Consider the following 12,201-nt stretch of genomic DNA (forward strand, 5'->3'; position numbering starts at 1 on the left):
GGACGCCGCCGAACTAAATTTGATAAAGCCGTGGGCTGGATCGTTGGAAAACGATCCGGCCCACGGCTTTTTTGCGTTTCCGCGGCATCGCTTTTCCCGTCACGCCATCCGCGCCCATTCCTCCCGCTGCACCGCGCCCACCAGCGGTTCACCCCGCGCCAGCCGCCCCACCTCGTCCACCGCGAAGACGCCCAGCCGGCGAACCTCGTCGCCCTGGCAGCCGGCGATGTGCGGCGTGAGGAAGACGTTCGGCAGGGAGAACAACGGGTGGCCGGCGGGCAGGGGTTCGGGGTCCGTCACGTCGAGGAAGGCGTCCAGGCGGCCCGCGGCACACTCCCGTACCAGGGCGTCCGTGTCGATGAGCGAGCCTCGCGCGGTGTTGACGACCGTGGCGCCGTCCGGCAGCAGGGCAAGGCGTTCGGCGCTCAGCAGGTGCCGGGTCTCCGGAAGTTCGGGCGCGTGGAGCGTGACGATCGAACTGGATGTGCACAGGGTGTGGATATCGGCGGGCTCGGCCCCCAACCGCCACGCGTCCGCCGCGGAGACGTACGGGTCGTACAGCAGGACCCGGTAGCCCGCCTCGGCGTCGCGCAGCCGGGAGAGGACACGCCGGCCGATCCGGGACGCGCCCACGACCCCCACGGTCCGCCCGTCCGCGCCCTCCCGCTCCCTGAACACCGGCCACTTCCCCGGCCGGTAGCCCGCCATCGCACCGAGGGCCCTCTTCGCCGCCAAGGCGATCTGGGCGTAGGCGAACTCGGCCACCGGGCCGGCGTTGACGTCGGCGGCCGAGGAGACGGCGAGTCCCCGTTCCCACACCGCCGGCGTGACGATCCGTCGCACCGAGCCTCCCGCGTGCACCAGCGCCCGCAGGCGGGGTGCCGCCGTGAGGGTCTCCTCGTCCAGAACGAGAGACGTCCCCCAGCCCGTGACGACGACGTCCGCGTCCGCCAGGGACCCGACCGGCGTCGCCCACCGCGCGAGTCCCGCCCGCAGCTCCGGAGGGAATATGGCGGCTGCCTGCTGCCGGCCCGCCGTCACGCACACACGCAGATCCGTCACGACCGTCATCTAGCGCGCTCTGCCCGCCCCCGTGGAACGGGAAACATCCGCCGTTGTCCCTGAGGGGGAAGATCCGGCCATTCCTTCGGGTCCGGCCGGCTGGAGGCGTGCGCCGCTCAGTGGGTGAGGGCGTGGCGGGGCCAGCGGGTGCGGGCCTGTTCCTCGGAGCGCATCAGGGCGAGAGTGGGGAGGCCCAGGCCGGCGCCGTCCTCCAGGAGGTCGGGGAGGGCGGGCAGCGGGGCGACGGCCGCGACGTCCTCAAGCACCAGGGTGAGTGGTGGGTCGAGCCGACCGGAAGGTGACCGTTCGGCCACGCCCCGGCCGCGCTCGACCACGTTCGCGGTGAGTGCGGTCAGCAAGGGCATCGCACCCGGGCGGGTGCGGGGATCCTCAATCGCCTCACCCACCACGTAGAGCGTTCCCATCTCGGCGACGAATGATTCCAGCGCGAGCACATCCGACCGATTTGGATTGCACGCATCGCGAATGTGGACTGATGACAGCGCATTGAGCGCACGGGCCGTCAACTCTTGCGCCATGTCTCGTCGTTCCGGGTGACCGGTCAACGCGGACTCCAGCTCACCCGCCGCGCCGCCCGCGGCCTTTGGGTTGGTGCGGAGGATCCGTACGGGCTCGTGTGCCGAGGTGCCCTGGGCCCAGCGGTGCACCTGCCGGAACGGGCGGCCGTCCACGGCCGCCGCGTGCAGCCAGCAGCGAAGCAGCGTCTCGGCCGTCTCCGCGGTCACCGAGTCCAGCGAGCTCAGCGGGCGGACGGGCGCGAGGAGGGCTTGTGCGCGGGCGGCGGCCGTGACGCGCGACTCGCAGTCGGCCGCCGGGTTCCAGCGGAGCCGGTCGGGGGTGTCGAGGAGGTGCCCCGGGTCGAAGACGCGGACCGGGCCGAGCTTCGCGCGGGAGTCCTTCGTGTCCGCCCACAGTTCGGGGTCGCTGGTGGTGACCAGCACCGGTCCGGCCGCCTCCAGGATCGCCCGGGCGGCTATGGAGCGGCGGTCGGTGCCGTAGACGAGGCGCTGGGGTCTGGCAGCGGGCGTCGGGGGAGTGGTCGGCGTGGGGGGAGCGGCGGGCGTGGGCGGGGCGGCTTCGGCAGGGGCGGCCGGCTCGGGCGGCGTCGCGCTGAGGGGCTCCTGCGGGAGCCGCGCTGCCGTCAGGGGTGCTTCGGTGGCCGCAGGGGTGGGGAGCGGCGGTTCGGTCGCCGTGGGGTCCGGCACGGTCGCTTCCGCCGTCCGTTCCGCGGCCACGCGTTCCGCAGCCATGCGTTCCGCGGTCGCCCGTACCGCCGCCTCCCGCCGCGCCCGCCGGACGCGGCGCCACCGGGCCAGGGTGCCGAGCGCGAAGACCAGCAGGACGACGGCCACGAGCGCCTCGCTGATCGCGAAGCCCCAGAACAGCCCGTAGCCCGACAGTTCGTCCGGCGGGGTGTCGGGCCAGGCGGTGGGGAGGTCGCGCGGGTCGGACATCAGGTGCCGCAGGGCGGCGGGCGTATGCGTGAGGTTGACGGCCGCCGGCCAGTCTCCGTGCGCGAAGAAGCCGGCCAGGCCCGTCGCCGACCACAGCAGCAGCGTCACGCCCAGCAGGAAGGCGAACGTGCCGACCAGCAGGCCGTCCGGTACCCCGCCCGTGCCCCGCTCCCCCGGGGGCCGCGTACCGTGCGCCACGGTCAGGCCACCGTCGACCGGGGCGTCGACCGGGGCGTCGTGCCGTATACCTCGTCCTCGTCCGGATACCGCTCCATCGCCGCCGTCGCCCGTTCCGCCACCGCCCGTTCGGCGGCCGGGTCGCGGTCGAGGACGCCGTCCTCGGTCATGGCGCGGTCGGTGTAGACGAGGGGGCGTTCGGCGTCCGTGATCAGGTGTTTGACGACCTGGACGTTGCCGTTGACGTCCCAGACGGCGATGCCCGGGGTCAGGGTCGGGATGATCTCCATGGCCCAGCGCGGCAGGCCGAGCACCCGTCCGGTGGCGCGGGCCTCGTCGGTCTTCTGGGCGTAGATCGTCCGAGTCGACGCCATTTTGAGGATGGCCGCCGCTTCTTTGGCGGCCGCCCCGTCGACCACGTCGGAGAGGTGGTGCACCACGGCGACGAACGACAGGCCGAGCCGGCGGCCGAACTTCAGCAGCCGTTGGAAGAGCTGGGCGACGAAGGGGGAGTTGATGATGTGCCAGGCTTCCTCGACGAGGAAGATGCGCTTCTTGCGGTCCGGGCGGATCCAGGTGTGTTCGAGCCAGACGCCGACGATCGCCATGAGGATGGGCATGGCGATGGAGTTGCGGTCGATGTGGGAGAGGTCGAAGACGATCAGGGGGGCGTCGAGGTCGATGCCGGCCGTCGTGGGCCCGTCGAACATGCCGCGGAGGTCGCCGTCGACCAGGCGGTCGAGGACGAGCGCGACGTCCAGGCCCCAGGCTCGTACGTCGTCTATGTCGACGTTCATGGACTCCGCGGACTCGGCTTCCGGGTGGCGGAGTTGTTCGACGATGTCCGTCAGCACCGGTTGCCGGTCGGTCACCGATTCGTTGACGTAGGCGTGGGCGACCTTGAGCGCGAAGCCGGAGCGTTCGTCGAGGCCGCGGCCCATGGCGACTTCGATGATGGTGCGCAGCAGGGCGAGCTGGCCGGTGGTGGTGATGGACGGGTCGAGCGGGTTGAGCCGGATGCCGCCGTCGAGGGCGGCCATGGGGTCGAGCCGGATCGGGGTTATGCCGAGCTGCTGGGCGATGAGGTTCCACTCGCCGACGCCGTCCTCGCCCTGGGCGTCGAGGACGACGACCTGCCGGTCGCGGAACCGGAGCTGCCGCAGGACGTACGTCTTCTCCAGCGCCGACTTGCCGTTGCCGGACTCGCCGAGGACCAGCCAGTGCGGCGCGGGCAGTTGCTGGCCGTACAGCTGGAACGGGTCGTAGATGTAGCCCTTGCCGGAGTACACCTCGCGCCCGATGATCACGCCCGAGTCGCCCAGGCCGGGCGCCGCGGTGGGCAGGTAGACGGCCTGCGCCTGCCCGGTGGAGGTGCGGACGGGCAGGCGGGTCGTCTCCACCTTCCCGAAGAGGAAGCTGGTGAAGGCGTTGGTGATGGCGGAGAGCGGATCGAGCACGGCGGTCGCCCCTAGGTCTAGCGTCGTCTGCGGCGTCTGACGGTCATGTGCCGGTCAACGCCGGATGCCGGTCGCGAACGGCAGCGTGTTGACGAAGGCGCGGTGGTGCTCGCGGTCGCACCACTCCAGCTTGAGGTAGCTCTTGCCGGCCGACGCTCTTATGGTCCGCTTGTCGCGGGCCAGTTCCTCGGGGGAGCGGGACGAGACGGTGATGTAGCCGACCAGGTTGACGCCGGCGGCGCCGCTGGCCAGGTCCTCGCCGCGCTGGTCGACGCGGGAGTGGTGGGCGACGTCGCGCGGGTCGACGACGCGGTTCATCTTGGCAGCGCGGGAGGCGTCGGCGTCGTCGTTCGTCTTCTCGGTCAGCATCCGCTCGATGGCGACGTCCGTGGGCTCAAGGTCCATGCAGACGGCGACGGTGCGGATGACGTCCGGGGTGTGGACGAGCAGCGGGGCGAGGAAGTTGACGCCCACCGGGGTCATCGGCCACTCCTTGACCCACGCGGTGGCGTGGCACCACGGCTCGCGCGTCGACGACTCGCGGGTCTTCGCCTGCAGGTAGGTGGGCTGCATGGCGTCGAGCTCGGCGGGCCAGGCGTTGCGCTGGGTCATGGCCTGGATGTGGTCGATCGGGTGGTCGGGGTCGTACATGGAGTGGACGAGGGACGACAGCCGGCTCTGGCCGAGGGGCTGGCGGACGCGGATGTCGGCCTCGGCGAGCCGGGCGCAGATGTCCGTCAGCTCGCGGGCCATGACGACGGCGAGGCCGCCGTCCCGGTCCAGCTTCCGCTTGCCGCCGCCGTGCCGGGAGGCGCGGGCGATGGCCTGGGCCTCGGCGGAGAGCTCGCGGGTGTAGTGCATGCAGGCGACGAGGTAGGCGCGGTGCTGCTCGGAGGAGGTCGAGACCATGGACTGCAGCTGCTCGTAGGACTCCTTGAGCCACTCCGGGGACTTGTGGTCGCCGCGCCGCTCGACGTCCTTGGCGTGCGCGTCGGGGTCGGCGGGAAGCGTGCGCGCCAGCATCTGGAGGCGGGTGACGTAGCCGTCGCCGTTGGCGACGTGCTTGAGCAGCGTGCCGAACCGTTCGACCAGGGCTTCCTGGTCTTCGGAGTCGCGCAGGCCGACGCCGGGGCCCTCGATCTCGATCGCGGCGGTGACGGTGCGGCGGTCGGCGTGGAGGAGGACGGCGATCTCGTCGGGGCCGAAGGGGGCCGAGAGCCAGTTGATCCGGCCGATGCCGGGCGGCGGGCCGACCTCCACCTCGCGTCCGTCGAGCCGGGTGCCGGCCTCGACGGCGGCGGAGCGGTAGGTGACGCCGCGGCGCACGGTGCGCTTGTAGCTGCGGTTGATCTCGAACCACTTGTAGAAGGTGCGCTGCTTGTAGGGCACGTAGACGGCGGCGAGCGCGAGGGCGGGGAAGCCGGTGAGCGTGAGGATCCGCAGCGGCAGGATGGGCACCAGCAGGCCGCACATCATGCCGAGGAAGGCCCCCGCGATGATCAGTCCGATCTCGCCGGTCTCCCGGTTCTTGCCGACGACCGCGTTGGGGCGGGCCCGGCCGATCAGATACGTACGGCGGGCCGCGACCGGCGGGGACTGCGCCTCGATCGTCAACTCCGCTCACCTCCAGAGGTATTGCCGTTGTTCTGTGCCCGCGTGCTCTGTGGCCGCGGTGCCGGGGTGGCTCCGCCTGGGGTGCCGCCGCCGGGTGCGCCGCCGCCTCCGGTCGGGGGGCGGCGGGCGCTGTGGGCGGCGACGCCGCCGGAGACGGGGTTCGCGGGACGGGCGGGCTGGACGCCGCCTCCGCCCCCGCCTCCGCTGCCGCGGGCGCTGTGGGTGGTGATGCCCTGCTTGACCAGGCTGGCGGGGGAGGAGATCACGGCCGCCGCCTGACGGGACGCGGCGTCCTTGCTGGCGTTGCGGCTGCTGATGATCTCGTCGCCGAAGCCGGGGACGAAGCGGTAGATCATCGCGCTGGAGAAGATGGCGAGGATGATGATCGCCAGGCCGGACACGACGGCGGAGAGTTCCTTCGGGCCCTGCCCGGAGGAGAGCGCTCCGGCGAGGGCCAGCACGATCACGATGATCGGCTTCACCAGGATCACCGCGATCATGATGCCCGCCCAGCGGCGGACGTGGCCCCACATGTTCTTGTCGACGAGCCCCGAGTAGACCGCCGTGCCGAGCAGCGCGCCCGCGTAGAGCAGGGCCGCCCTGATCACCAGCTCCAGCCAGAGCACGCCGGCGGCGAGGACGGAGACGAGGGAGACGACGATCAGCATGATCGGGCCGCCGCCGATGCCGTCGCCCTTCTTGAGGGCTTGCGAGAACGAGTTGAAGAACTGCTCGTTCTTCGCTCCGGTGCCGGACGCGATGGCCTCCGTCACGGCGTCCGTGGCCTGGACGACGGTGTAGAGGATCAGCGGCGTGAAGGCTGAGGCCAGCACCGTCAGCCACAGGAACCCCACCGCTTCCGTCACCGCCTCCGTGAACGGCACTCCGCGCACGGCGCGCTTGGCGACTGCCAGGAGCCAGAGGACGAGCGTCAGGATCGTCGACGCGGCGAAGACGACGGCGTACTGGCGGAGGAAGGTGCCGTTCGTGAAGTCCACGTTGCTCGTGTTCTTCACGGCTTCCGACAGCTTCTCCACCGTCCACTGCGCGGCCTCGGCACAGCCCTTGGCGAGGGCGGCGGCGGGGTCTATGGCGTTGGCGGTGTCGGGGGGGCCTTTGGGGGCTTTGTCGGTGGGGGATTGGCAGTATTGGCGGGCGGGGCCGTGGATCAGGTCACAGGGGTCGTTCGTGCGCCCCGGTGAGGGGCTGCCGCTCGGCGACGGCGTCGTGGACGAGCCCGGGGAAGGCGTGCCGGAGCCCCCGGGGGAGGGCGTGGTGCTGCCCCCCGGGGTGGGAGTGGGGGGGGCGGGAGCGGCGAAGGCCCGGGCCGAGAGGAGGACAGCGGTCGTCTGCACTGCTACGCAGACGGATGTGAACGAGAGGGCACGTCGAGTGCGCCTACCTGGCATAGGTGAACCCTCCGTACCCCTTCACGGCGTTGGCGATGGCATCCGCACCGGATGCCGGATCATCTCCATTGACCGGGGCCGGCCCTGGGGTCTGCGAGTGCTCGGCGACCTTCCAGTCGCCGCCCGTCCAGCTCAGCTGCATGCTTATGGTGAACCAGCTGTTGGCCACCGGCTTGGTGGAGCCTTGCCCTGCAAGCCCTACGAGCCCTGTGCACCAGACTTCGACCGTCGGGTTGTCGTCGCCGGCCTTGGTGACCTTGGTGCCGACGGGGACCGTGCGGGAGACGAAGGTGTAGCCCTTCGGGGTCGTGCCGTCGTCATTGAGCCCGAGGTTCTTGAAGAAGGCCGTGGAATAGGCGCTGTCCAGTGTTCTCTGGTACTTGTCCACCGAGGAAGGCGCCATGACGGTCTTCACGATGTCGTGGCGTTTGTCCACGTTGAACATGTCCGTCGAACCGAGTGCCACGGCGAAGTTGGCCGCTGCCGACTGGGCGCCCTGCTCGTCGTGCCCGAACCCGGAGGCGATCCCCCCGCTCTTCCCCTCCACCGGCTTCACCCCCGACGGCGCCGTCGCGCTGCTGCCGCCGCCCTTCGCCGCGTTTCCGTCGTCGCTGTCCGACGACGAATCGCCGCCGCCGCGGTTGGCGAAGGCGATGGCGGCGATGAGGAGGACGACCACCGCGACGATGGTGATGAGGTTGCGGCTGGGGCGGACCGGGCGGCGTTGGGGGGCGTAGGGGTCGACCTCGCCCTCGGGGAGCCGGGTGCGGGTGAGGTGGTGGTCGTCGGCGTCGTACCCGCCGTAACCCCCGTGGTCGCCGCCGGAGCCCTGACCGCTTCGGTAGCCGTCGTCACCGAGACTCATCGCGTGCCTGCTCCCTCATGCGTCGTCGCGGGCGTGCCGCCATGAGACGACGGTAGCGGTGCGGGCGGTTTCCGGGGGGAGGGCCTGAGGGAGTGAGGGGGCATCAGGAAGCAGCCTTGGGTGGGGGGACTCGCGGGTGAGCGGGTTCGCGCGGGGTGGTGGCACCGTACGGGCGCGCCGGGGGGCGGTGGGTAGGGCCGTCCGGGCCGGAGCGCGCCGGTGGTCCGCCGGCCGGGGCGGCCGGGTCCGGCGGACCATCGGGTCACACGGCCATGCCGTAGACGATCGTGAAGAGCGTGCCGAGCGAGCCGATGATGAACACACCGGTCAGCCCCGCGACGATGAGGCCCTTGCCCTGCTCCGCGCTGAAGGTGTCGCGGAGCGCCGTCGCGCCGATGCGCTGCTTCGCCGCGCCCCAGATCGCGATGGCGAGGCAGAGCAGGATCGATACGGCCATGATGACCTCGATCATCACCCGGGCCTCCCGGCCCAGGCTGCCGAACGGCCCCCAGTTCGGGGCGATTCCACCGATAATGGTGTTGATGTCGCCTTTTCCGGCTGCCAAGAACATTCGTAACTCACCGCCCCTAGAGGGTAGTTGCGCCGCCTCTGCCGCACGGCAAAGGTCGGTACCTATCTTCGCCGACGATGCCGCACTTGCATGTCGATTTGGCGGCATTTTTTGACGGAGCCCGCATATGCCGACGGCAGATCCGGCCGCCGTGGCCGCGCGGTCCGCCGGCCGTTGTCAGTGGGTAGCCCTATGGTGACTCTGTGTATCACGCATGCCCACGGCGGGCAATGGGCGTGAGGGCAGGGGGTGTACGGATGTTCGGGGATCCGTTGGTGTGGTCGGTAGGCTGTGGGGGCCGTTCTCGCACGCGCCGCGGAGGGCGGTGGCGGGGCCGGTTCATCGCGTTCATCGCACTCATCGCCTGGGCCGTGGGGTGCGTCGAGTTCAAGGGTGGTTGGGGTGCTGGTTGCCGAACGCTACCGGCTGGGGGAGATGCTCGGCCGTGGCGGTATGGGCGAAGTCTGGTGCGGGCAGGACGAGGTGCTGGGGCGTCAGGTCGCGGTCAAGCTGCTCCTGGGCGACGACGGCGACGACTCCGCCGCCCAGCGCTTCCGGCTGGAGGCCCAGACGGCGGCTCGCCTGAATCACCCTCAAGTGGTCTCGGTCTACGACTTCGGTTCTTGGGACGGCCGCTTCTACCTGGTGATGGAGCTGGTGAACGGTCCCAGCCTGGCCCAGCAGCTGGCCGCCCGCGGACCGCTGTCGCCGGCCGGGGTCGCCGACGTCGCCGCGCAGGCCGCGGCCGGGCTGGCGGCGGCCCACCAGCAGGGGGTGGTCCACCGCGACGTGAAGCCGGGCAACCTCATGCTGGACCGCAGCGGCACGGTGAAGATCGGCGACTTCGGCATCGCCCGCTTCGTAGACGAGACGTCGGCCGGGCTGACCCGGGCCGGGCAGATCGTCGGCACGAGCACCTATCTCGCTCCCGAGCGTGCGCTGGGGCGCGTGGCCGGGCCCGCGTCGGACGTCTACGCGCTGGGGTGCGTTCTCTACCACTTGCTGGTCGGGCAGCCGCCGTTCTGGGCCGAGAGCCCCACCGCGCTCCTCTACCTCCACGTCGACACCCCGCCGGTGCCGCCGCGAGAGCACCGGGCCGAGGTGTCGGGCGCCCTGGACGACTACCTCCTCCGCATGCTCGCCAAGGAGCCGGAGGCGCGGCCTTCGGCGCAGGAGGTGGCCGACTGGTTCGCGAGCGGGGCCTGGCGCGGCGACCGGCAGCCGTTCGCACCCGCCATGGCACCGCCCGTGCCGGCACCTTCTGCCATGACGCCTCCTGCCACGGCGCCTCCCGTCGGCGCTCATGCTGCGGCGCCGGCGGCCTTCCCTTCCGCGCCGGCCGGGGGCGTACCTCCGATGCCGTCCAACGGTCCCGTGGGCACCCCGTTCGCGTCGGCGGGCCACCTGGCGCCGCCGCACCAGGAGAGCGTGACGACGTACGCCCTGCCGGGCTCGCCGGCGACGCGCACGACCCCGGCCGTGTCCGGGCGGCGACGGGCCGACGGCGGCCGTGGCAAGGGGCCGGGCCGGGGGCTGCGCAGTCCCAAGGCGCTGGCCGGAGCGGCGGCGGGGGTGGTGGCGTTCGCCGTGGCGGCGGTCATCGGGGCGTCCCTGTTCGCCTCCGACGGCGACGACGGCAGCGGGGGCCGCCCGGACGGCGGCCGCACGGGAGAGATGAGCGAGGGGCTCCAGCGCGACGCCGGTGACACCGGTGGCGCTGGTGACACCGGTGACGCGGGCGGCGCGCGGCGCGTGACGCCCGCGGCCACTCCCGGACTGCCGCAGGGAGGCGGTCGGCCGGTCCCGGGAACGGACAAGACCGGCGGGGACCGTAAGGAGAAGCGGGAGAAGGCGGGGAAGTCCGGGCAGGGTTCGGCGCGGCACGGCGGCCACGGCGGACGCACGAGCGCCGACGACGCGCAGGACGCCGAGGGCGACCGCGATGACCGCGACGGCGGGGACGACGACTGACGCCCCGGCCGGTGGGCCGGCCTAAGCGGGAGCCGGCACCGCTGTGCGCGCGGGTGCCGATGCCGGCGCCGGCCCCGGGCCGGGCTGCGTCCTGCCCCTGAGCCGGCGCAGCATCCGGGCGTCCTGGAAGCCGACGGCCCGCGCGGCCGATTCCACGGTCGAGCCCTGGGCTATGAGGTGTTCGGCGTGTTCGAGCCGCAGTTCCTGCTGGTAGCGCAGGGGCGTCAGTCCGGTCGCGTGGGTGAAGTGGCGGGTGAGGGAGCGTTCGCTGAGGCCGACGGCGGAGGCGAGGTCGGAGAGGCGCAGGACGGAGGTGTAGCGGGAGTCGATGAGGTCCTGCGCGTGGTGGACGGCGTCGCTGAGGTGCGCGCGGTGCCGCAGCATCGCGCTGTGCTGCTGGTCGTCGCCGTTCCGCCGGGCGAAGACGACCATCTCCCGGGCGACCCGCGCCGCGCTCGCCGCGCCGTGGCGGAGGGCGACGAGGTGGAGGGCGAGGTCGATGCCGCTGGCGATCCCCGCCGAGGTGATGATCCGCCCGTCGGTGACGTACAGCACGTCGCGCACCACGTGCGCCTTGGGGTAGCGCCGCGCCAGTTGGTCCTGGACGTCGTGGTGGGTGGTGCAGCGCCGGCCGTCGAGGAGGCCGGCCCGGCCGAGGGCGTCCGCGCCGGCGCAGATGCTGGCCACCGTCCCGCCGGCGTCGTGGTGGGCGACGAGCCGGTCGAGCAGCGGCCCGGGGATGCCCACGGGCTCCCGGAGGGCGCGGGTGCGCCATCCGGGGACCACGACCAGGTCGTCGGGCGTCAGCACGGGCCAGTCGGTGCCGGCGCGCAGGGTGATGCCCTGTGCCGTGGGGACGTCTTCCCGCTCGCTCACGTACGTGATCCCGTAGGGGTGCCCGAGGTCGTCGGCCGTGGAGAAGACCTGGGCGGGGCCCGCGAGGTCCAGCAGGTGGAGCCGGGGCACGAGAAGGAAGACGACGCGCGTCACGATCCGGTCAGCTCCTTGGTCACCTCGTCGACGGTGGCGATCCGCGCGAAGCGGCCCGCCAGGGCGTACTCGGTGCGGGCCACGATCGCGTCGGTGGTCAGCGTACGCGGGTCCGCGAGGATCTCCTCCAGGGTGCGGCCCTTCGGGGCGTCCCAGTGCTCGATGGGGTGGGTGGCGGTCGCGTCGGTCACGAACGTCACGTCGTAGCCCAGGTCGGAGGCGACGCGGGCGGTCGTCTCGCAGCACTGCTCGGTGCGGATTCCGCTGATCAGGACCTCGCGGACGCCCTGCTGGGTGAGGAGCTGCTGGAGGTTGGTGGTGGTGAAGGCGTTGTGCGAGGACTTGACGAGGACGGGCTCGCCGGCCGCCGGCTCCAGCCCCTCGATCGGCCGGTTGAAGCCGAGCTCGGGGTCGAAGACGCTGCCACTGCCCGGCTCGGAGTGCAGGATCCAGACGACCAGCTCGCCCTTGGCCCGCTGGGCCGCCACCAGGCGGTTGACGTTCTCGACGATGTCGGGGTTGTCGGTGGCGGCCCAGTTGGCCCGCTGGCGGAAGGATTCCTGGACGTCGATCACGATGAGTGCGCTGTTCATGCCTTCATCCTGCGGGG

Annotated in this window: 10 protein-coding genes; 1 reads left to right on the forward strand and 9 read right to left on the reverse strand. The window is 72.0% G+C overall.

Going from position 1 to position 12,201, the window contains the following annotated elements:
* Positions 1–99 precede the first annotated feature (99 nt).
* The 7 genes from JNW98_RS06935 to JNW98_RS06965 all read right to left on the reverse strand — a co-directional run bounded on the left by JNW98_RS06935 (position 100) and on the right by JNW98_RS06965 (position 8,630).
* Positions 100–1,062, reverse strand: coding sequence for a hydroxyacid dehydrogenase (locus JNW98_RS06935; RefSeq protein WP_223767195.1), 963 nt, complete (start codon positions 1,060–1,062; stop codon positions 100–102).
* A gap of 116 nt (positions 1,063–1,178) precedes the next feature.
* A complete protein-coding gene (locus JNW98_RS06940; RefSeq protein ID WP_223767196.1) occupies positions 1,179–2,735 on the reverse strand; it encodes a type VI secretion protein in 1,557 nt (518 codons plus the stop codon).
* Between the two features lie 2 nt (positions 2,736–2,737).
* Positions 2,738–4,171, reverse strand: coding sequence for an ATP-binding protein (locus JNW98_RS06945; protein ID WP_223767197.1), 1,434 nt, complete (start codon positions 4,169–4,171; stop codon positions 2,738–2,740).
* Between the two features lie 54 nt (positions 4,172–4,225).
* Positions 4,226–5,779 carry an SCO6880 family protein gene (locus JNW98_RS06950; protein WP_223767276.1) on the reverse strand — a complete coding sequence of 518 codons (1,554 nt, stop codon included), beginning with the start codon at positions 5,777–5,779 and terminating at the stop codon, positions 4,226–4,228.
* A gap of 2 nt (positions 5,780–5,781) precedes the next feature.
* Entirely contained in the window at positions 5,782–7,194 is a 1,413-nt protein-coding gene (locus JNW98_RS06955; protein WP_223767198.1) for a hypothetical protein, read from the reverse strand.
* Entirely contained in the window at positions 7,184–8,059 is an 876-nt protein-coding gene (locus tag JNW98_RS06960) for a DUF8175 domain-containg protein (protein ID WP_223767199.1), read from the reverse strand. The genes JNW98_RS06955 and JNW98_RS06960 overlap by 11 nt, the downstream gene beginning before the upstream one ends.
* 262 nt (positions 8,060–8,321) lie before the next feature.
* The gene (locus JNW98_RS06965; protein ID WP_004955155.1) at positions 8,322–8,630 is read right to left on the reverse strand and encodes a DUF8827 family protein; all 309 of its coding nucleotides are present in this window, start codon (positions 8,628–8,630) and stop codon (positions 8,322–8,324) included.
* A 402-nt stretch (positions 8,631–9,032) separates the two neighbouring features.
* On the opposite strand from JNW98_RS06965, the gene JNW98_RS06970 reads away from it, so the two are divergent.
* Entirely contained in the window at positions 9,033–10,601 is a 1,569-nt protein-coding gene (locus tag JNW98_RS06970; protein WP_308015509.1) for a serine/threonine-protein kinase, read from the forward strand.
* A gap of 21 nt (positions 10,602–10,622) precedes the next feature.
* Here JNW98_RS06970 and JNW98_RS06975 read toward each other — a convergent pair whose 3' ends face one another.
* A complete protein-coding gene (locus JNW98_RS06975; RefSeq protein ID WP_223767200.1) occupies positions 10,623–11,591 on the reverse strand; it encodes a GlxA family transcriptional regulator in 969 nt (322 codons plus the stop codon).
* The gene (locus JNW98_RS06980; RefSeq protein ID WP_223767201.1) at positions 11,588–12,184 is read right to left on the reverse strand and encodes a cysteine hydrolase family protein; all 597 of its coding nucleotides are present in this window, start codon (positions 12,182–12,184) and stop codon (positions 11,588–11,590) included. The genes JNW98_RS06975 and JNW98_RS06980 overlap by 4 nt, the downstream gene beginning before the upstream one ends.
* Between the last annotated feature and the right edge of the window lie 17 nt (positions 12,185–12,201).

The organism is Streptomyces huiliensis (genome assembly GCF_020037025.1).
Lineage (GTDB): Bacteria > Actinomycetota > Actinomycetes > Streptomycetales > Streptomycetaceae > Streptomyces > Streptomyces huiliensis.